Origin of the sequence: Guyparkeria sp. (assembly GCF_046545975.1) — a bacterium.
Taxonomy (GTDB): domain Bacteria; phylum Pseudomonadota; class Gammaproteobacteria; order Halothiobacillales; family Halothiobacillaceae; genus Guyparkeria.
In genome coordinates this window covers 1-18,420 of the sequence record NZ_JBKGYT010000016.1, presented here as the reverse complement: position 1 = coordinate 18,420, position 18,420 = coordinate 1, and the positions used below count along the sequence as shown (strand labels likewise).

The 18,420-nt window shown below is 67.5% G+C and carries 20 protein-coding genes; 14 read left to right on the top strand and 6 right to left on the bottom strand.

All coding sequences use genetic code 11. From position 1 onward, the window contains the following. Positions 1-24 precede the first annotated feature (24 nt). The 9 genes from ACLFMY_RS02870 (at position 25) to ACLFMY_RS02830 (ending at position 9,552) form a co-directional block, all read left to right on the top strand. The gene (locus ACLFMY_RS02870; protein ID WP_410763032.1) at positions 25-393 is read left to right on the top strand and encodes an Mth938-like domain-containing protein; all 369 of its coding nucleotides are present in this window, start codon (positions 25-27) and stop codon (positions 391-393) included. Positions 394-439: 46 nt separating this feature from the next. Beyond that, on the top strand, positions 440-2,230 hold the full coding sequence (locus ACLFMY_RS02865) for a YcaO-like family protein (protein WP_410763031.1): 1,791 nt from the start codon (positions 440-442) through the stop codon (positions 2,228-2,230). Beyond that, positions 2,227-3,153 carry an AAA family ATPase gene (locus tag ACLFMY_RS02860; RefSeq protein ID WP_410763030.1) on the top strand — a complete coding sequence of 309 codons (927 nt, stop codon included), beginning with the start codon at positions 2,227-2,229 and terminating at the stop codon, positions 3,151-3,153. Before ACLFMY_RS02865 ends, ACLFMY_RS02860 begins: the two co-directional genes overlap by 4 nt. Positions 3,154-3,168: 15 nt before the next feature. Next, entirely contained in the window at positions 3,169-4,125 is a 957-nt protein-coding gene (locus tag ACLFMY_RS02855) for a DUF58 domain-containing protein (RefSeq protein WP_410763029.1), read from the top strand. Continuing rightward, positions 4,122-6,104: a DUF3488 and DUF4129 domain-containing transglutaminase family protein gene (locus ACLFMY_RS02850; RefSeq protein WP_410763028.1), complete on the top strand. Its 1,983-nt coding sequence runs from the start codon at positions 4,122-4,124 to the stop codon at positions 6,102-6,104. Before ACLFMY_RS02855 ends, ACLFMY_RS02850 begins: the two co-directional genes overlap by 4 nt. Before the next feature lie 122 nt (positions 6,105-6,226). Continuing rightward, complete coding sequence (locus ACLFMY_RS02845; protein ID WP_410763027.1) at positions 6,227-7,183, top strand: metal ABC transporter solute-binding protein, Zn/Mn family; 957 nt, start codon at positions 6,227-6,229, stop codon at positions 7,181-7,183. Then, positions 7,180-7,962 carry a metal ABC transporter ATP-binding protein gene (locus ACLFMY_RS02840; protein ID WP_410763026.1) on the top strand — a complete coding sequence of 261 codons (783 nt, stop codon included), beginning with the start codon at positions 7,180-7,182 and terminating at the stop codon, positions 7,960-7,962. The genes ACLFMY_RS02845 and ACLFMY_RS02840 overlap by 4 nt, the downstream gene beginning before the upstream one ends. Then, positions 7,962-8,792, top strand: a complete 831-nt coding sequence (locus tag ACLFMY_RS02835; RefSeq protein ID WP_410763025.1) for a metal ABC transporter permease — start codon at positions 7,962-7,964, stop codon at positions 8,790-8,792. Before ACLFMY_RS02840 ends, ACLFMY_RS02835 begins: the two co-directional genes overlap by 1 nt. Positions 8,793-8,871: 79 nt before the next feature. Next, on the top strand, positions 8,872-9,552 hold the full coding sequence (locus ACLFMY_RS02830) for a hypothetical protein (protein ID WP_410763023.1): 681 nt from the start codon (positions 8,872-8,874) through the stop codon (positions 9,550-9,552). 13 nt (positions 9,553-9,565) lie between these two features. On the opposite strand, the gene ACLFMY_RS02825 is transcribed toward ACLFMY_RS02830, so the two are convergent. From ACLFMY_RS02825 to ACLFMY_RS02810, 4 genes are all read right to left on the bottom strand, one after another. After that, the gene (locus ACLFMY_RS02825) at positions 9,566-10,225 is read right to left on the bottom strand and encodes a lysophospholipid acyltransferase family protein (protein ID WP_410763022.1); all 660 of its coding nucleotides are present in this window, start codon (positions 10,223-10,225) and stop codon (positions 9,566-9,568) included. A gap of 98 nt (positions 10,226-10,323) precedes the next feature. After that, positions 10,324-10,899 (bottom strand): CDP-diacylglycerol--glycerol-3-phosphate 3-phosphatidyltransferase, encoded by a 576-nt coding sequence (pgsA, locus tag ACLFMY_RS02820; RefSeq protein ID WP_410763021.1) that lies wholly within the window; start codon positions 10,897-10,899, stop codon positions 10,324-10,326. Beyond that, positions 10,896-11,663, bottom strand: coding sequence for a UDP-2,3-diacylglucosamine diphosphatase (locus ACLFMY_RS02815; protein WP_410763020.1), 768 nt, complete (start codon positions 11,661-11,663; stop codon positions 10,896-10,898). The genes pgsA and ACLFMY_RS02815 overlap by 4 nt, the downstream gene beginning before the upstream one ends. A 28-nt stretch (positions 11,664-11,691) precedes the next feature. Then, the gene (locus ACLFMY_RS02810; protein ID WP_410763019.1) at positions 11,692-12,204 is read right to left on the bottom strand and encodes a peptidylprolyl isomerase; all 513 of its coding nucleotides are present in this window, start codon (positions 12,202-12,204) and stop codon (positions 11,692-11,694) included. A gap of 123 nt (positions 12,205-12,327) precedes the next feature. Here ACLFMY_RS02810 and cysS point away from each other — a divergent pair, with 123 nt between their 5' ends. The 3 genes from cysS (at position 12,328) to greB (ending at position 15,406) form a co-directional block, all read left to right on the top strand. Further along, the gene (cysS, locus tag ACLFMY_RS02805) at positions 12,328-13,716 is read left to right on the top strand and encodes a cysteine--tRNA ligase (protein WP_410763018.1); all 1,389 of its coding nucleotides are present in this window, start codon (positions 12,328-12,330) and stop codon (positions 13,714-13,716) included. 140 nt (positions 13,717-13,856) lie between these two features. Continuing rightward, a complete protein-coding gene (locus ACLFMY_RS02800) occupies positions 13,857-14,930 on the top strand; it encodes a DHHA1 domain-containing protein (RefSeq protein WP_410763016.1) in 1,074 nt (357 codons plus the stop codon). Then, positions 14,927-15,406: a transcription elongation factor GreB gene (gene greB, locus ACLFMY_RS02795; RefSeq protein ID WP_410763015.1), complete on the top strand. Its 480-nt coding sequence runs from the start codon at positions 14,927-14,929 to the stop codon at positions 15,404-15,406. The genes ACLFMY_RS02800 and greB overlap by 4 nt, the downstream gene beginning before the upstream one ends. Positions 15,407-15,409: 3 nt before the next feature. On the opposite strand, the gene ACLFMY_RS02790 is transcribed toward greB, so the two are convergent. Beyond that, a complete protein-coding gene (locus ACLFMY_RS02790) occupies positions 15,410-15,757 on the bottom strand; it encodes a carboxymuconolactone decarboxylase family protein (RefSeq protein WP_410763014.1) in 348 nt (115 codons plus the stop codon). A gap of 110 nt (positions 15,758-15,867) precedes the next feature. On the opposite strand from ACLFMY_RS02790, the gene ACLFMY_RS02785 reads away from it, so the two are divergent. Both ACLFMY_RS02785 and ACLFMY_RS02780 read left to right on the top strand, forming a co-directional pair. Next, positions 15,868-16,743 (top strand): D-hexose-6-phosphate mutarotase, encoded by an 876-nt coding sequence (locus ACLFMY_RS02785; RefSeq protein ID WP_410763013.1) that lies wholly within the window; start codon positions 15,868-15,870, stop codon positions 16,741-16,743. Between the two features lie 515 nt (positions 16,744-17,258). Continuing rightward, a complete protein-coding gene (locus tag ACLFMY_RS02780; RefSeq protein ID WP_372591438.1) occupies positions 17,259-17,459 on the top strand; it encodes a cold-shock protein in 201 nt (66 codons plus the stop codon). Between the two features lie 313 nt (positions 17,460-17,772). Here the strand turns inward: ACLFMY_RS02780 and ACLFMY_RS02775 are convergent. Beyond that, on the bottom strand, positions 17,773-18,420 hold a 648-nt coding region (locus tag ACLFMY_RS02775), incomplete at its 5' end, for an exopolysaccharide biosynthesis protein (RefSeq protein ID WP_410763012.1).

Sequence of the window (18,420 nt, the reverse complement as noted above, 5' to 3'; positions counted from 1 at the left end):
TTCAGGCTGACGGGCTGAACAACCATGCGCTTGACCCAGGACGATCGCGGCCGTGCCTTCGTGATCCGCGGCTTCGACGAGAACCATGTCGTTGTCAACGACCAGCGTCTCGAGCGGACCTTCCTCGTCACGCCGGAGCACCTCGACTCCGACGTGCCCGTCGAGGACCTGTCCGCGCTGGAGGAACACGGCGAGTCGCTGCTCACCCGGGACGACCCCGAGGTGGTGATCGTCGGTACCGGAGCGCGCACCCGCATGGGACCCGCGGCGGTTTCCGCGGCACTGATGCGCCAGGGTATCGGCATCGAGTACATGGACACGGCCGCCGCCCTGCGGACCTATACCGTGCTGGCATCGGAGCTCCGCCGCGTCAGCCTGCTGGTGATCTTCTGACCCGCTGCGCTCACCCGCCCCCTTTTCACGCAACCGTAGTGACCGAATGACCGAAACCCTGATTCCCGGCAAGGACGCCCCGCTCGAGCGCACCATCGAGAACGTCCAGAGCCACCTGCGCGCGGCCGGCTTCCAGATCGAGGCCAGCGGGTGGCGCAACCCGCTTCCCAACTGCTGGTCCGTCCACATCAAGGACCGCGGTTGCCCGGCACTGTTCACCAACGGCAAGGGGGCGACCCGCGAGGCAGCATTCGCCTCGGCCCTGGGGGAATTCGTCGAGCGCCTGGCCTCGCAGTACTTCTTCGCCGACTTCCACTGGGACCACCCGTCCGCCAGCGTGGACGGACGCACGCTGCATGACCCGGCCGAGCGCTGGTTCACGCTGGACAGGCCCGGCGTACGCCCCGACGGCCTGCTCGATGATGCCCTGTGGACGTTCTACCAGGGCGATGCCATCGAGAAGACCGCCGACTGGGCCGATCTCAACAGCGGCAAGCGCGAGGGCATCTGCGCGCTGCCCTTCGAGCGGCAACGGGACGGCCAGCGCGTCTATTTCCCGGTCAACGTGGTGGGCAACCTCTACGTCTCCAACGGTCTGTCGGCGGGCAACACGCTGGCCGAGACCCACACGCAGGGACTCGCCGAGGTCTTCGAGCGCTTCGTCAAGGAGCGGGTGATCACCGAAGGCATCGCTCTGCCGGAGATCCCCGACGAGGTCATGGGCGGCTTCCCGAAAAGCGCGGCCGCACTGGCGGCGCTCAACGGCGAGGGATTCTCGGCGCGTGCCTTCGACTCGTCGCTCGGCGGTCGCTTTCCGGTGATCTGCGTGCTGCTCTACGACCCGGAAACCGGAGGGGTCTTCGCCTCCTTCGGGGCGCACCCGCGCTTCGAGATCGCCCTGGAGCGCACCCTTACCGAACTGGTGCAGGGACGTGACCTCGACGACCTGCACGCCTTCCCGCCGCCGACCACCGACATGGAACTGGCCGCGGACCCGGACAACATCGAACTCCACTTCATCGACTCTTCCGGGATCCTCCCCTGGAGCATGCTGCGCGACGAGCCGGATTATCCGTTCACGCCCTGGGGCATGGAGCCGGTCGACGAACACGCCGACTGGCACGCCTGTAACGTCGCGTACGAGCAGGCCCTGGTGGACAGGATCCACGAGTCCGGCCACGACGTGTACATCGCCGACTTCACGCACCTCGGGCTGCCGGCCTGCCGCATCCTGGTGCCGGGGATGTCGGAGATCTACCCGGTCGAGGAACTGGTCGAGCGCAACAACAACCAGGGCCTGACGCTGCTGCCCTGGTTCGAGCGACTCGACGACCTCGATCCCGGGGACAGCGCGGCGTTCGCCGACGCCATCGCGGACCTGGCCCTCGACCCGCTCACGCCGGTCACCGACGTGATCGGGCTGTGCGCCGGACCGGAGTCGGTCTGGGCCGGTGCGCGCATCGGGGAGGTGGAGATCCTCGCCCGCCTGCATGCCGACAGCGTCGAACCGCGCGATCCCGAGGATGTGGGCATGGACATCGACTGGCTCGCCGACGTCCCGCCCGTACCGGCCGAGCGGCGCGAGCGATACCGCGCCGCCCGTACGCTGTGGCAGATCGAGCAGGAAACCGACATGGCCCCGGAGAACCTGCACCAACCGCTGGCCGCCCTGTTCCCCGGCGAGATACTCGGCGAGGCACGCGACCTGCTCGCCGGCCGCCTGGCCTACCGACCGTTCACCGCGCTGGAGCGCGGCTTTCGCAACGAACCCCGGCACGCCGCGCTGATCGATGCGTACCAGCGTGCCTACCAGCTCAAGCTCGACGGAACGACATGACCGCCATTACCGCAGACACCCCCGAACGGATCATCGACCAGACCGCGCAGATCGTGGTGGGCCAGCGACCGGCCATACGCCGCGCGCTGGCCTGCATCCTCGCCGGCGGCCACCTGCTGATCGAGGACCTGCCCGGGCTGGGCAAGACCACGCTGGCACACACGCTCGCCTCCGTGCTCGGTCTCAACTTCAAGCGCCTGCAGTTCACCGCCGACATGCTGCCGGCCGACGTGGTGGGCAGCTCGATCTACAGCCCGACCCTGGGCGAAGGCGGCGGGTTCCGCTTCATTCCCGGCCCGGTCTTCACCCAGATGCTGCTGGCCGACGAGATCAACCGGGCTCCGCCGAAGGTGCAGAGCGCGCTGCTCGAGGCGATGGAGGAACGCCAGGTCTCGGTCGACGGACGGCGCTACGCGCTGCCCGAGGTATTCTTCGTCATCGCCACGCAGAATCCCCTGGAGCAGGCCGGCACCTACCCGCTGCCCGAATCCCAGCTCGACCGATTCGCCATGGTCATCCGCCTGGGCTACCCGGACGCGGACACCGAGCGGCAGATGCTGCTTTCCGGCGGTGGCCGCGCCCATCTCGCCGAGGCCGGGCAGGTCGTCGACGCCCAGGGACTGATGGCCTTGCGGCAGAAGGCGGCCGGGGTCCACGTGGCCGAGCGCGTGGCCGATTACGTGCAACGGCTGCTGGCGGCCAGCCGGGAGACCCCCGAGTTCACCGTGGGGCTCTCCCCGCGCGCCGGGCTGATGCTGCTGTCGCTGGCGCGGGCCTGGGCCCTGATCGAGCGGCGGGACCACGTCCTGCCGGACGACGTTCAGGCGGTACTGCCGGACCTGGTCAATCACCGGGTCGGGCTGGACGATCACGATGGCCACGACGCGGCCGAGATCCTTCTCGGCCGCGTACCTGCGCCGTAGGGCCGGGCCTGCGGCATGGAAGCAGCCCGCCTCTCGCGCATCCAGGTCAGGCCCCGTCGCTGGGGCCTGGGTATGGCGGTCGTGGCCTTGGCCATGCTCGTCGCGGCGATCAACTACGGCAACAACCTGATCTTCCTGCTCGCCTTCCTGCTGATCGCCCTGATGATCAACGGCATCTGGCAGGGTTACCGGCTCCTCCGCCACGTGACGGCAACGACCCGGGGGCCGGCGATGCGCCCGGCCCACACGCCGGGTCGCTGGACGGTCGAACTCGAATCGCGGCTGCCCCTGCCGTCGCTCGCCGTGCAGGTTGATCTCCCCGACAGCGAACCCGTCCACGTTTCCGTGGCGCCGTGCCGGACGACCCGCGCCGAACTTGCCCTGCCCCCGGCGCCCCGCGGCTACCTGCCCCTGCCCTCGCTGACGCTGGGCACCCACTACCCGCTGGGCCTCTGGAGCGTCGAACGCCACGTCGAGCTCCCGGTCGGGCAATGGATCCATCCGGCTCCGGCGGAGGCCGTCGAGCCGCCGGTGGAACAGGCAACGCCCGACACCGGCACGCGAGCGCTGGACGAGGGCGATCCCACCCGCCTGCGTGCCTACCAGCCCGGCGACCCGGTGCGACACATCGTGTTCCGCCATTACGCCAAGAGCGGTCGCCTGGTCACGCGCCGCCCCGAGGGCGAGACCGTCGCGACGCGACCGACGATTCTCGACTACGAGCGCTTTCGCGGTGGACGCGAGCAACGCCTGTCGGCCATGACCTTCCTCCTGCTGCAACATTCGGCCGAAGGGCGATCCTGGCGACTGCTGCTGCCGGGGCAACCGCCGATCGAGGCGCCGGCCGGGGGAAACGACGCCTCGGCCCGGCGTCAGGCACTCCGACAGCTTGCCCGCTTCGAGAGACCCAGGGATGCCGAGGGCTTCGACGCGGTGTCTGCCCACGTCGAGATGGCGGAGACAGTCCGATGACCCCGGTCGCCCGGCTTGACCCTCTGCTGTGGCTGGTGATGATCGGCTCCGTCGGCCTGCTCCTGCCCCACCTGCCGCTTGCGGTCGTGGGGATGGTCGCCGCGTCCCTGGTCTGGCGTCGCCTGCACGAGGTGCGCGACTGGCCCCTGCCCCACCGCGGACTGCTCACCCTGTTCGCCATCCTTGGCGGCGCCTACGTGCTGTTCCACTTCCATGGGTTCTGGGGCCGCGATGCCGGGGTCACGCTGCTGATCGTCGCCGCCGGCCTGAAACTGCTGGAAACCCGCGACGAGCGCGACCAGTACGGCGTGCTGCTGCTGAGCTTCTTCCTGCTCGTCTCGGTGCTGCTGTTCGACCAGGCCATCTGGATCTTCCTGCTGGTCGGGCTGCTCTTCTGGCTGCTGGTCGGCGCGTGGATCGGCGTCAGCCAGCCGGTTTCTCCGCCCATCGGCGTGCGGATGCGCCATGGCGGGACGCTGCTGCTCACCGGCCTGCCCTTCGCCCTGATCCTGTTCGCCCTGTTTCCCCGGCCACCCGGCGGGCTGTGGGGTGTCCAGCAACCCGGGGGCGCCGCCCAGACGGGACTCTCCGAGCAGATGCGTCCCGGGGATTTCGACCAGCTGGGACGCAACCCCGCTCCCGCGTTGCGAGCACGCTTCGAGGGCGAGGTGATCCCGCCGGAGGCCCGCTACTGGCGTGTCCACGTGATGAGTCGGCTCGACCCGGACGACCCGGAAGGCTGGGTCGCCGACCCGTCGGCCGGCACGCCGCGGATCGAGGTGGACGAGGATTCGCTGATCGACTACGAGGTCACTCTGGAACCGAGCGGCGGACGCATCCTGCCCAGCCTCCCGGCAGCCACCGAGACACCGGCAGACACCCGCCTGGACGCCAACCTGCTGGTGCAGCGTCCCCGTCCCGTCGACGACCGCCTTCGCTACTCGCTGCAATCGGCCCTGGAGTACCGGCTCGATGCCGACGGTCTGCCCGACTCGATCCGCGCACGCAACCTGCGCACCGCGGACCTCAACCCGCTGCTCGCCGACCTGGCCGACGAGTGGCGGGACCTGCCACCGACCGACCGGGTCGCGGCGGCACTGGCACATTTCCGCGACAACGACTTCCACTACACCCTCAGTCCCGGCCGACGGGAAAGTCCCGACCGGGCCGACGCGTTCCTGTTCGAGACCCGCGCCGGCTACTGCACCGATTACGCCGACGCCTTCACCCGCCTGATGCGCGCGGCCGGCGTACCGGCGCGCGTGGTCACCGGCTACCAGGGCGGCGAGCTCAGCGATGGCTACCTCGTGGTACGCCAGTCGGACGCCCATGCCTGGAGCGAGGTCTGGCTGGACGGCCGCGGCTGGCAGCGAGTCGATCCCACCGCGGTGATCGCACCGGAGCGTATCGAGGCAGGCGTGGCCGCCTCCATGGCCGACGATCCCTCCCTGCCGGCGAGCGTCCGCCGCGACGACAGCGACTGGGGGCGCCGTGCCCAGATGCTGTTCGAACGGCTGGACAACCGCTGGAACCAGTACGTGCTCGGATACGACGGCAGGATCCAGCTCGACCTGTTCGCCGGGATGGGCATCGCCGGCATGCCGCCGCTGGCACTGGCACTGCTCGCCCTGGTGCTGGCCGTCGTCGCCTGGATCGGCGTACTCTGGGCACTGGCCCGCCGGGCCGAGCGCCGGGCGGCCGGGTCGTTGACCGACTACCTCTGGCAGCGCCTGCAGGACCGGCTGGGTCGGCTGGGCATCGAACGCGAGGCGCGCGAGAGCGAACAGGCCTTTCTCGAACGGGCCGCGCGGGCCCTGCCGCGGGAGGCAGACGATTTCCGACGCATCGGCAACCAGTTGCAGAGCAGCCGCTATGCCCGCCGCGCCACACGCCGGCAGGAGGCACTCCTGCAGACGCGGCTGAAGAACCTGCTCCGCCGGCTATGGCTGCCGCGGCGGATGTCGGGCCGACGCGACTGAGATCCCGTTGCCGTCAGATCGGCATCGTTCATCCGGAGACCGGATAGATGTTATAAGGTAACATTGTTGATCATCGGCCCTGCCGGGCCACGTCCGTCATCCAATCGTTCCCGAGGTTGCCCATGCCCAGTGTTAACGTCTCCTACCTTGCCTCCGACTTCCGGACGACGATCGGCCGGCTCGCCGGAGCGACCTCCCTGTTCCTGATCCTGCTGTTCTCGACCACGCCGCTGCGCGCCGACGGGGAGATGATGGTGGCCGTATCCATCCCGCCACAGGCCTGGCTGGTCGAGACCATCGGCGGCGAGCACGTCGACGTCGAGGTGATGCTGCCGGCCGGCGCCACCCCGGAGACCTACGAACCGAAACCCCGGCAGATGCAGCGACTGGGTCGCGCGGAGATCTACTTCACCATCGGCGCGCCCTTCGAGAAGGGCTGGATGCCGCGATTCCGCGCCGCCAACGACGAGATGCGGGTGATCGATACCATCGAGCGGATCTCGAGACGGCCGATGGTCGAGCATGACCATGAGTCCGATCACGACCACGATGCACCGAAGGGCGGCGTCGACCCGCACGTCTGGCTCGCCCCGCCGCTGGTCCGCCTGCAGGCGCAGGTCATTCGCGACGCGCTCGTCACCGCCGACCCGGACAACGCCTCGGCGTACCAGGCCGGCTTCAATGCCGCGGCCGCCGAGATCAGCGCGGTGGACAACGAAATCCTCGAGGCGCTGGCGGAGGTGCCGGCGGAACGCCGCCACTTCATGGTATTCCACCCGGCCTTCGGCTACTTCGCCGAGGCCTACGGGCTCGAGCAGATGAGCATCGAGATCGAGGGCAAGGAGCCCGGGCCGCGCGAGCTTCGGCGCGTGATCGAGCAGGCACGCGACCGGGAGATCGCCGTGGTCTTCGTCGAGCCGCAGTTTGCCCAGGACGCCGCCCGTACCCTGGCCGACGAGATCGGTGCCGAGGTGGACACCCTCGACCCGCTGGAGCGCGACTGGCCGGCGGGCATGCGCGGCGTTGCCCGCACCCTGGAGACTGCCCTCGGCGACGACGGGGGTACCGGCCGGCAATGAGTGAACCGCTGAAAGCAGGCGGCTCGGCCGTCATCGAGATCCGCGATCTCGACTTCCGCTTCGACCGGGAGCCGGTGCTGGAGTCGGTGAACCTGCGGATACCCGCCGGGGCCTTCAGCGTGATCGTCGGCCCCAATGGCGGGGGCAAGACCACCCTGCTCCACCTCGTCCTCGGCCTGTACCGTCCCGAGCACGGCGCGGTCCGGGTGTTCGGCGAACCACCCGGCCGGCACCCCGAGCGCATCGGCTACGTGCCCCAGCACAGCAACCTCGCCCCCGGGTTTCCGGCCACCGTCGAGCAGGTCGTGCTGATGGGTCTGCCACACGGGCGTCGACACGGCCCGGGCTTCTGGCAGGACGAGCGCGACCGGGCGGCCATGGCGATGGAGCGGGCCGGCGTGCTGCCGCTGGCCCAGCGCTCCTACGGCGCCCTGTCCGGCGGCCAGCGCCAGCGCGTGCTGATCGCTCGGGCGCTGATCACCGACCCGGAGCTGCTGCTGCTCGACGAGCCCTTCTCCAACATCGACCCCTACGGGCGTGCCTGCATCCACGAGACCCTCGAGGATCTCGGCGAGGGTCTGACCCGGGTGATGGTCAGCCATGACCTGGGCATCACCCGCCAGTCGGTCACCCAGGTAGTGGCCGTCAACCGGCTGGTCGTCTCCGGCAAGGGGCCGCAGGTCTCCGACGAGATGCTCGAGCTGATGTACGGACGCCACGGCGAGCAATGCCCCATGCACGAGCACCTGATGGTCGGCTACGGCAAGGAGGCCCCGTGATGGATCTGGAGCTGTTTTCCCACGGATTCGTGCAGCGCGCACTCGTCGCCGCGGTACTGATCAGCATCGCCGCCGGCATCGTCGGCGCGCTGGTGGTGGTCAACCGGCTGGTGTTCATGACCGGGGGCATTGCCCACACCGCCTACGGCGGCGTCGGCACGGCGATCTACGCCGGCTGGCCGGTGCTGCCGGTGACCGGCGCGTTCACCGCCGCCGCGGCCCTGCTGCTGGGGCTGCTCAGCCTGCGGCGACGCGAGCGAACCGATACCCTCATCGGCGTGATCTGGGCCGCCGGCATGGCCTTCGGGCTGATCATGGTGGAATTGTCCCCGGGCTACCAGGCCGGGCTGATGACCTACCTGTTCGGCAGCATCCTCGCGGTGTCGAGCAGCGATCTCTGGATCATGGCGGCCATCGACTGCGTGATCCTCGCCGCGGCCATCTACTACTACCGCGACATCCTCTCGTTTTCCTTCGACCCGGTGTTTGCCCGCACCCGCGGCATCCCGGTGACGGGCCTCTACCTGATGCTGCTGGTACTGGTGGCCGAGACCGTGGTGATGATGATCCAGGTCGTCGGGCTACTGCTGGTGATCGCCCTGCTCACCCTGCCCCCCTATCTCGCCCAGCGATACACCCGCACGCTGGGCGGCATGATGGTGGCCTCGGGCCTGTTCGCCCTGGCCTTCTGCCTGGCGGGCCTGTGGGCCAGTTACCAGTTCGACATCGGTTCCGGCCCGGCGATCATCGCCACGGCCTGCGTGCTGTTCGGCACCATCGTGGGCGTGGAAAACGCCCTGCGCGCCGCCGGCCGTCGCCAAGCCGGCTGACGGCCCGCGAGGCGCCCCTTGCAACTGTTCCCGGTCCCGGCTGTCCTACGTCGGACAAAACGGCCGAGGAACCCCGCCCATGCGTCTTGCCCTTTCCATACTGCTTTTCAGCGCGTCGCTGGCCGCCCACGCCGACGGCCAGGCCACGTTTCGTACCGACAACACCCAGGTACCCACGATGACCTTCGCCTGGCAGAACGCCGACCGCGGCCGGCTGGAGGCACCGGGACAGCCGGCCCACGTGCTCGCCATCGACGGCAAGGCCTGGGGCGTGGCCAACGTGGCCGGACGTCCCGTGACCCTCGACCTGGATGCGCTGGCCACGATGCTCGGCTCGAACAACGGGCTGGCCAATCTCGGCCCCGATACAGTCGTGCCGACCCGGATCACCGCGCTGGAGGCCACTGGGCAGGCCGAAACGGTCGCCGGCATCGAGGGCGAGGTCTACCGCGTCAGCTGGGAGGACAGCGAAGGGGATGCCCGCATCGACGAGGCCGTGCTCACCGAGGACCCGCTCGTGCGCGAGATGCAGGACGCGCTGCTCAAGGGCATGGCGCGAGCGATGGCTCGCGGCACCGGCGTCACGACGCAGGACGACGCGGAACGCGAGCTCGATCGGCGCGGGCTGGCCGTGCTGCGTTTCGCGAAGGACTATCGGCTCGAATCGATCCGGAGCGATCGGCAGCCGGACGATCGATTCGCCCTGCCGAGCGAACCGCTGGACCTCCAGCGCATGATGCGCGGACTGACCGGAGGCTGACCGGGACCCGGGGCTACGCGGAACCCACCACCGAGGAGACCGCGTGATGGGCGCGACGGGCCAGGTCACTGCGCTGGTCCCCCGGCCCGGGATGCACGGGGGGAAGGATGTCGACCACCGCCTCTATCCGCCGGCTCGACAGCACCGACCAGAGCGAAGGCCAGATTGGTTCGCGGTCGATGAATGCCGGTCCCGTCGTCCGACGCCCATCCGCGTCGTAATAGCGCAGGGCGATCGGAACGATCGGCAGACCCGCGTCGATGGCCGGACCCAGCAGCCGGGCGTGAAACCGGCGCACGCGGGTGCCGTCACTGGTCGTGCCCTCGGCAAATACCACCATCTGGCGGTTCTTGGCCAGACCGTCGGCGACCGCCGCGGCCGCCGCGGCACTGCCCTGTCCCCGATCGATGAACTCGGTGCCGCCCAGCCGGGCCAGTCGACCGATCACCGGCCAGGACGCGATCTCGCTCTTTGAAAGGAAGACCGTGCCGGGCATCAGGCCGCCGAGCACGGGAATGTCCAGCCAGCTGACGTGATTCGGCACCCAGAGCATGCCCTGCGACATCCGGCCCTCGAGCCGGTCGAGCCCATGGACGGTCACCCGCACGCCGACGACCGATGCCGCCCCCGCCAGCCACTCGCGCACGAACTCGCGCCGGTCGAACTCGTCCATTTGCGCCAGGTGCCGGGTTCGCCATAGCCCCGCAAGCAGGTAGGCAACCAGACGAAGGGTGCGTCCGAGGCCGCGAAGGAAACCCGGCATGCCGGCGATCAGCGCCCCCGGCCCTGGGCGGTGTCCCGGCGCACGGCGATCACCGCGGCCCGGGCGTACTGGGCCCCGGAAACGAACGTCAGCACGGCGGCAATCATCAGCAGCCAGTAACCGATGGCGTGGACGTCGATGCCCAGGAACGGGGCGTGATGCAGCAGGAAGACGATGGCGAACATCTGGGTCAGCGTCTTGGCCTTGCCCAGTTGCGAGACCTTCACCGCCGCGCTGATGCCCTTGCCGGCCATCCATTCGCGCAGGGCGGAAATGAACACCTCCCGGCCGATGATGACCGCGGTGGCCAGGACGATCGGCAGGTCGCCGTCGCTGTAGACCAGCAGCACGAGTGCCACGGCCACGATCAGCTTGTCGGCCACCGGGTCGAGAAAGGCACCGAAAGGCGTCTCCAGGTGCCAGCGTCGGGCCAGATACCCGTCGAGGAAATCGGTGATCGACGCGATGGCGAAGATCCAGGCGGCCAGCGGACGCCCGAGCTCGGTCGGCACGAACAGGAACACGCCTACCAGCAGCGGGATCGCCGCGATGCGCAGCCAGGTGAGGAACATGGGCAGGTTCATGCCGACGCTCCCGCGGCCGCCCGCGACCACTCCAGCCGGTCGACCACCTCGCGCTCCTCCGGGGTGAAACGCTCGAGCCGCAGCCCGTCGTCGTCGAGCGCGACCAGCCATCCGGCCTCGCCCCAGTCACCGGTCACCACGCGGCAGCGGCCGCCGGCGAGACGATGGATGCCGGGGCGATGCGTATGGCCGTGGATCAGGCAGTCAGCCTGGGTGCGCTCGAGCATCTCGTCGACCGCCGCGGCGTTGACGTCCATGATGTCGTCGGCCTTGTTGGACGACTCGGTGCGGCTCTTCTGCCGCAGGTCCTCGGCAATGGCGATGCGCTCCTCGAGCGAACGGCCGAGGAAATCCCGGATGAAGCGCGGATCGCGCAGCTGCGCGCGCATGGCCTGGTAGGCCGCATCGTCGATGCACAGCTCGTCGCCGTGCAACAGCAGCAGGCGACGGCCGCCGCGTTCGATGGCCGTCTGCTCGGCGATGGCCGTCGCCCCCAGCCGCTCGAGCAGCCCGCTGCCGACGAGGAAGTCCCGGTTGCCCGGCAGGAAACGCACCGGAACGTCGAGGGTCGCGAATCGTTCCAGGCGCCGGGCGATCGCCGGGTCCACCGGCTGATCGTCCCCGATCCAGTAGTCGAACAGGTCCCCCAGGATGTAGACCGCTTCGGCATCCGCCGCCCGCTCCAGGAAGGCATCCAGCAGGGCAAGGGTTCGGTCCTCCGGGCGCGCCAGATGCAGGTCGGCGATGATCAGTGTCTCTGCCATGAGTCGCGTCGCTCCTGCGTGCTTGGGTTCAGTCGAGGCGTTCGGCCTTCTCGATCACCACGTCGTCGACCGGCACGTCCCCGTGTCCGTAGCGCGAACCGGTGGGCAGGGTCGCCATCGAGTCGACCACGTCCATCCCGTCGATCACCTCGCCGAACACGGCGTAACCCCAGCCCTGCGGCGTCTCCGAGGAGAAGTCGAGGAAGGCGTTGTCCACGAGATTGATGAAGAACTGGCTGGTGGCCGAGTGCGGGTCCGGGGTGCGGGCCATCGACAGCGTGCCGCGCTTGTTCTTCAGCCCGTTGTTGGCCTCGTTCTCGACCGGCGGCCGGGTGGGCTTTTGCTGCATGTCGGGGGTCAGCCCGCCGCCCTGGACCACGAATCCGGGGATGACGCGGTGGAAGGTCGTGCCCTCGTAGTGCCCCGAGTCGACGTAGGCAAGGATATTCTCCACCGTCTTCGGCGCCTTGTCGTCGTACAGGCCGATGGTGATGTCGCCGAGGCGGGTGGAAAAGCGGATCTTGGAGCCGATGTCACTCATGCGTTTTATCTCGTCTGTCGGGACCGTTAAACTATGCTGCCTGCCCGGGACGGCCATGCGCCTCCACGGGTCATCAACCTCGCGGAACAGTCTAACGACCTTCGACCCGGAATCGTAGCCAACATGCTCACAATCTATGACAGCGCTTCTCGTGCCAAGCGCGAGTTCACCCCGATCCGTCCCGGCCACGTCGGCATCTACGTCTGCGGGATGACGGTCTACGATCGCTGTCACATCGGGCACGCCCGCGTTCTGGTCGTCTTCGACATGGTGGTGCGCTACCTCAAGGAGCGGGGCTTCGAGGTCAACTACGTACGCAACATCACCGACATCGACGACAAGATCATCGCCCGCGCCGCGGAGAACGCCGAGAGCATCGAGTCGCTTACCGATCGCTTCATCGACCTGATGCACCGCGACGCCGAGGCGCTGGGCTGCCTGCCGCCGAGCGCCGAACCGCGGGCGACCGAGAACGTCGACGAGATGATCGCGATGATCGAGACGCTGATCGAGCGCGGCAACGCCTACCGGGCGGACAACGGCGACGTCTACTTCGACGTCTCGACCTTCGAGCGCTACGGCGTGCTCTCCGGGCGCGACCCCGACGACCTGCGTGCCGGCGCCCGCGTGGCGGTCGACGAGGCCAAGGACGACCCGCTGGACTTCGTTCTCTGGAAGCACGCCAGGCCCGGCGAACCGCAGTGGGACGCGCCCTTCGGCCCGGGCCGCCCCGGCTGGCACATCGAGTGCTCGGCCATGTCCACCGAGGCGCTGGGCACCACCTTCGACATCCACGGAGGCGGCGCGGACCTGATGTTCCCGCACCACGAGAACGAGATCGCCCAGAGCGAGTGCGCCACCGGCTGCCATTTCGTCAACTACTGGATGCACAACGGCTTCGTGCGGATCGACGACGAGAAGATGTCCAAGTCGCTGGGCAACTTCTTCACCATCGAGGAAGTCACCCAGCGCTACCACCCGGAAGTGGTACGCCTGTTCATCCTCTCCAGCCACTACCGCAGCCCGCTGAACTACTCGGACCAGAATCTGGACGCCGCCCAGGCGAGTCTCTCGCGCTGGTACAGCGCGCTGAAGAAGGTCCCGGCGAACGCCGAACCCATCACCGAGGTGATGGATGCCTTCTTTGATGCCATGGACGACGACTTCAACACGCCCAAGGCCATCGCCCTGATCCATGAGCAGTTGCACCTGATCCACAAGATCGGGGAGCAGGACAAGGAATCCGCCGCCCCGCACGCGGCGACCGTCAATGCCATGGGTGCGGTCCTCAACGTGGGTCAGCTCGACCCGGATGCCTTCCTGCACTGGAGCGCGGCAGGCGAGCGCGACGATACGCTGGACGACGCCACCATCAACCAGATGATCGCCCAGCGCGCCGAGGCACGGGCCGCGCGCAACTTCGCCGAGTCCGACCGCATCCGCGACGAGCTGCTGGAAAACGGCATCACCCTCGAGGACGGCCCCCAGGGCACAACCTGGCGCCGGCAATAACCCTCCGCCCGGTCGAATCTGCCGTTTCCCGGCCCTTCGAGGCCGGGGAACCTGCTTGAATTTCCCGGTCCAATCAACACGTTCCCGGCAAGACTTCCATTCACGGGCGCAACGGACGCGCCTGTCATCAGCGAGTATCCATGAGCACACCGAGCATCATTCGCCCCGAAGGCTGGCTTTATCACCTGTCGCACACCGACCTGGACGGCTACGGCGCCCAGTACATGGTCGATCAGACCGACCAGCGCTGCCATTTCTTCAACGCCGACTATCGCGACATCAACCAGGCGATCGACAACATCCTGTCGCAGATCGCCAGGGCGGGCGAGCCGGCGGGACTGCTGATCACCGACCTCAACCTCACCCTCGACCAGGCCCGCTCACTCGACAAGCGCGTCCGCAAGATGAAGGTGCCGGTCGAACTGCAACTGCTCGATCACCACGCCACCGGTGCGGAGTGTGCGGACGCCTTCGACTGGTACTACCTGGACACCGATCGCTGCGCGAGCCTGCTGGCCTTCGAGGCGGTCGCCGATCAGCTCGACGAATCGCGGCGCGCCCTGATGCAGGCCCGGGCCGAGTTCATCGACGTGGGCGACCGCTGGCTGCGCGACCACGACGATTTCCGTCGTGCCATCTACCTGATCGGCCTGGTGATGCAGGACGACCACCTCGCCCCGCCGCTCAAGGACCTCAAGCGCGCCTACCGCTTCCACGTGATGGAGGCTTTCTTCCGCTCGCACGAGTCGGGCGAGTCACTGGAGGCCTTCGAACGCAGCCTGTTCGACGTGCGCAAGGGGTTCCTCAAGGGACGGATCGAGAAGCGCGTGTTCAACGACGAGAACCTGCCGCTCAACGACAAGTACCACGTCCTGTCCGCGTCGGTACTCGACGAGGACTTCGTGCCGGTGCTCGAGATCGAGGGCGTGCGCACGGGCGTGTTCTTCAACTGGCCCCACGATGTCTGGCGCGGCGTGATCATGGACATGATGGAAGTGCGCGGGCGGATCGACATGGCCATGGGCGTGCGCGGCAACGGCCGCCTGTCGCTGCGGGCCAACCCGGGCGTGAACGCCGGCGACATCTCCGCTCGCTATTTCGGTGGCGGCGGCCATCCGGGTGCGGCCGGCGGGGAGCTCAAGGACACCCGCCTGCGCGATCTCGCCCACGCGGTCAGCGCCATCCAGAAGACCCTGGAAGCCGGCGGGGAATGAGCACGCCGATCATCACCCGGGCGGGATTTCGGATGCTGGAGGCCGAACTCGACCGCCTCTGGCGCGTCGAGCGGCGAGAAACCGTTCAGGCGGTCTCCGAGGCCGCCGCCCTGGGCGATCGTTCCGAGAATGCCGAGTACATCTACGGCAAGAAACGCCTGCGCGAGATCGACCGGCGCATCCGCTATCTGCAAAAGCGCCTGCCGAATCTCAAGATCGTGGACCGCGCGCCCGACGACACCGACAAGGTGTATTTCGCCGCCTTCGTCGAGATGGAATGCGAGGCCCACGACCTCGAACGCTGCCTGCGTCTGGTCGGTCCCGACGAGATCGACCCGTCGAGGGGCTGGATCAGCATCGACTCGCCCGTGGCGAGAAAGCTCATCGGCCGCCGCCCGGGTGACACCGTCCGCCTGCCGGCGGGGGACGAACGCGGCCATCTCCCCTGGGAGATCGTCGAGATCCGCTACGAGTAGCGACTAGCGACTCGATTCGAACGTCTCCAGGGCGTTGTGCACCTCGGCGATGTAGGTCATGGCCGGTCCGCCGCCCATCAGGATGGCCACCTTGCACACCTCGATGATCTCGGCGTGCGTGCCGCCGGCCTTCAGCACCTTCTGCACGTGAATGCCGATGCAGTACTTGCAGCGCGCGGTGATCGCCATGCCCAGCGCGATCAGCTCCTTGGTCTTCGTATCGAGCACATCGTCCTCGAGCACCTTCTCCATGAAGCCACCGAAGGCCTGCATGGTGTCGCCGGCCTCGCGCTTCATCATGCCCATGCCGGCCTGAAAGTCCTGCATCGCCTCGGTCATGCCGTTGCTCATCGCTGTCGTCTCCGTCAGGGTTTACGTTTGGGTGTCTGTCCACGAACAAGCTTCGACCATAATCGGCGACAATCAAGCCAGCCTTTCGAGTTACTCCAGGGAAGACCCGCATGATCGAGCAGCTGCAACGACGATTCGACCTGCCCGGCGTCACGTTCTACCGGCACGATCAGGTCACCCTGATGCGACTGGAGAATCACCACGGCAGCGCGACGGTCACGCCGCTGGGTGCCACCGTGCTCGGCTACCGGCCCCGTAACGAGGACGACGTGATCTGGGTCAGCGAGACGGCGCGGTTCGACGGCAGCCGGCCGATACGCGGCGGCATCCCGGTGTGCTGGCCGTGGTTCGGCCCCCACCCCACCGATCCCAACCAGAAGGCCCACGGCTTTGCCCGGCATGCGCTCTGGCACCTCGACTCCGTCACGGTCGAGGCAGACGCCACCCGGGCGGTGTTCCAGCTCGAGCCGGACGAGCGCATCCGCGCCATCTGGCCCTGGGACTTCTCCCTGCGCCTGACCGTGACCCTCGGCGAGGCACTGCGCCTCGACCTGACCGGGGAGAACCGGAGCCGGCAAACCTGGACGGTCTCCGAGGCGCTGCACAGCTATGTCAGCGTGTGGAACGGCGGCGACCTCCGCATCCGGGGACTCGATGGACTCCGCTACTGGGACAAGCAGGCCGGCGGGACACGCGGCGTCCAGGAGGGCGCCCTGCATCTGTCCCCGCCCTTTGACCGGGTCTATTTCGACCATCACGCCCCTGCCGTCATCGACGACGGCAGCCGACGCATTCGCGTCGACAAGCGGGGCAGCGCGAGCACCGTGGTCTGGAACCCCGGCCCGGAAGGGGCACGGGCCTTCGATGACATGCCGGACGGTGCCTGGCGGGAGATGGTCTGCGTCGAGACGGCCAACGCCATCGACAATGCCTACACGCTCCACCCCGGCGAGAGCCACACCCTCACGGCGATCCTTTCCGTCTAGGGAAGGTCTGCACGAATCCGATGCCAGTCTGGCCTGACGAGTCACCCGTGAACAAACGCCTTTCGGCCGTCGTCCACGGATCTCGAATGGGCGAAAACATGTCTTTTGGCGCGATTTGCCGGCACAAAGTGCGGTCGGCCTGGCCCTCGACCGCATTTTCTTTCAGTGACCGGGGCCATGATGTCGTCGCCAAACGAGGCGGCAAAAGATCGTTAATCCGCCGATCAAGGTGCCAACGCCCATATCGATCAGTCCCGACTCGTTGAAAGGTCGACCCGTCGATTGCCGATCCGCCGAAAAAAATTACCGGTTTGCGGCCATGAGGCAGATAATGCGTCTCGAGGAAACGGTCAAGGACTCCTTGATTGCACCAGTAAGAACCCCGCTCGGAACCACAGATTGAATTACCCAGTTTGTTTTACCCGCATCGAATTGCGGTTCTCTGACGCTTTTGCAGTCCTTCAGTACCCCTCATTTCTCATTCAACACATGCAATTGCATCAGAGGTATCCATCATGGCTACAGGCACAGTAAAATGGTTCAGCGACGAGAAAGGCTTCGGCTTCATCGCCCCGTCTGACGGCTCCAAGGACGTTTTCGTCCACCACAGCGCCATCCAGGGCGGCGGCTTCAAGTCGCTGGCCGAAGGCCAGACCGTGACGTTCGACGTCGAACAGGGTCAGAAAGGCCCGGCTGCGACCAACGTCCAGATCTGAACCAACGGCGCCAACGCGCCGCTGACCGAGAATCCCGCCTAGTGCGGGATTTTTTGTGCCCGGATATCCGCGGACTACCTGACGGCGCGACCGCGAAGCTGGCAATGGCCTAGTGCTGGCCTGGCTGGCGCAGGCCCTGCTCACGGCGACGGTCTACCGGTTCCTGACCGGACTGGCACCGGCAGGGATTTACAGGGATCTACCCGGTGGACATGAAGCTGATCGTGAGCTGGTTGTTGCTCACCGGCGCCGTGCGGGGGTATGGGCCATGCATCCTCTGCTTGGCGACCCACCGGATGTTTCCAGCCAGCCGTCATAGCAATGCCCAGACGACCAACCCGGCACTCAGCCCGGTCAGGGCGAACGCAAGCAGCACAAGCAGACCGTCGCGAGCAATCAGGGCGAGACCGAATACCGTCAGCGTCACCCCGGCGGCATTGGCTGAAAACGGAATGAATTCCATCAACGGCATCATAAGAGAAATCAGCATGGCCAGGATGGCCACACCGAAACGCGCACCGCCATTGGCGAGAAATGTCAGACGGGGCCGCAGAAAACGATCCATGAATCGCGCCGTCGGCATCATCCAGACCACGACTTTGTTCAGGGTCTGGCGTCGAATCCGGCGTTCCAGCAGGAACGCCGGCAGCCAGAAGTGATCACGCCCGACCATCAGCTGCAGGGCGATCAGAAACACGAAGATCGCGATCAACGTCGGTACTCCGGGAATGTCGCCGATAAACGGCGCGACGATGATCAGCCCGGCGAGCAGGAGCATCGGCCCGAACGACCGCCGCCCGACCAGATCCAGTACCGTGCCCAGCCGGACCGACGCGCCATCGTCATGGACGTTGGTCAGCAACTGCAGCAGTGAGACCAGTCCATCAGGCCGCGTAGGTGCGGCGTCGGTAGATCCTGGTTCGTGCGGAGATGAATTAGACATCATTGCACCCATGTAGCG

What these genes read in the sequence shown, in the direction of transcription:
- ACLFMY_RS02780 (WP_372591438.1), top strand. Translation starts at nt 17,259, where the DNA reads ATGGCTACAGGCACAGTAAAATGGTTCAGCGACGAGAAAGGCTTCGGC.
- pgsA (WP_410763021.1), bottom strand. Translation starts at nt 10,899, where the DNA reads ATGAACCTGCCCATGTTCCTCACCTGGCTGCGCATCGCGGCGATCCCG.
- ACLFMY_RS02835 (WP_410763025.1), top strand. Translation starts at nt 7,962, where the DNA reads ATGGATCTGGAGCTGTTTTCCCACGGATTCGTGCAGCGCGCACTCGTC.
- ACLFMY_RS02840 (WP_410763026.1), top strand. Translation starts at nt 7,180, where the DNA reads ATGAGTGAACCGCTGAAAGCAGGCGGCTCGGCCGTCATCGAGATCCGC.
- ACLFMY_RS02870 (WP_410763032.1), top strand. Translation starts at nt 25, where the DNA reads ATGCGCTTGACCCAGGACGATCGCGGCCGTGCCTTCGTGATCCGCGGC.
- ACLFMY_RS02830 (WP_410763023.1), top strand. Translation starts at nt 8,872, where the DNA reads ATGCGTCTTGCCCTTTCCATACTGCTTTTCAGCGCGTCGCTGGCCGCC.
- ACLFMY_RS02785 (WP_410763013.1), top strand. Translation starts at nt 15,868, where the DNA reads ATGATCGAGCAGCTGCAACGACGATTCGACCTGCCCGGCGTCACGTTC.
- ACLFMY_RS02850 (WP_410763028.1), top strand. Translation starts at nt 4,122, where the DNA reads ATGACCCCGGTCGCCCGGCTTGACCCTCTGCTGTGGCTGGTGATGATC.
- ACLFMY_RS02810 (WP_410763019.1), bottom strand. Translation starts at nt 12,204, where the DNA reads ATGAGTGACATCGGCTCCAAGATCCGCTTTTCCACCCGCCTCGGCGAC.
- ACLFMY_RS02860 (WP_410763030.1), top strand. Translation starts at nt 2,227, where the DNA reads ATGACCGCCATTACCGCAGACACCCCCGAACGGATCATCGACCAGACC.
- ACLFMY_RS02790 (WP_410763014.1), bottom strand. Translation starts at nt 15,757, where the DNA reads ATGAGCAACGGCATGACCGAGGCGATGCAGGACTTTCAGGCCGGCATG.
- ACLFMY_RS02845 (WP_410763027.1), top strand. Translation starts at nt 6,227, where the DNA reads ATGCCCAGTGTTAACGTCTCCTACCTTGCCTCCGACTTCCGGACGACG.
- cysS (WP_410763018.1), top strand. Translation starts at nt 12,328, where the DNA reads ATGCTCACAATCTATGACAGCGCTTCTCGTGCCAAGCGCGAGTTCACC.
- greB (WP_410763015.1), top strand. Translation starts at nt 14,927, where the DNA reads ATGAGCACGCCGATCATCACCCGGGCGGGATTTCGGATGCTGGAGGCC.
- ACLFMY_RS02825 (WP_410763022.1), bottom strand. Translation starts at nt 10,225, where the DNA reads ATGGACGAGTTCGACCGGCGCGAGTTCGTGCGCGAGTGGCTGGCGGGG.
- ACLFMY_RS02800 (WP_410763016.1), top strand. Translation starts at nt 13,857, where the DNA reads ATGAGCACACCGAGCATCATTCGCCCCGAAGGCTGGCTTTATCACCTG.
- ACLFMY_RS02855 (WP_410763029.1), top strand. Translation starts at nt 3,169, where the DNA reads ATGGAAGCAGCCCGCCTCTCGCGCATCCAGGTCAGGCCCCGTCGCTGG.
- ACLFMY_RS02815 (WP_410763020.1), bottom strand. Translation starts at nt 11,663, where the DNA reads ATGGCAGAGACACTGATCATCGCCGACCTGCATCTGGCGCGCCCGGAG.
- ACLFMY_RS02865 (WP_410763031.1), top strand. Translation starts at nt 440, where the DNA reads ATGACCGAAACCCTGATTCCCGGCAAGGACGCCCCGCTCGAGCGCACC.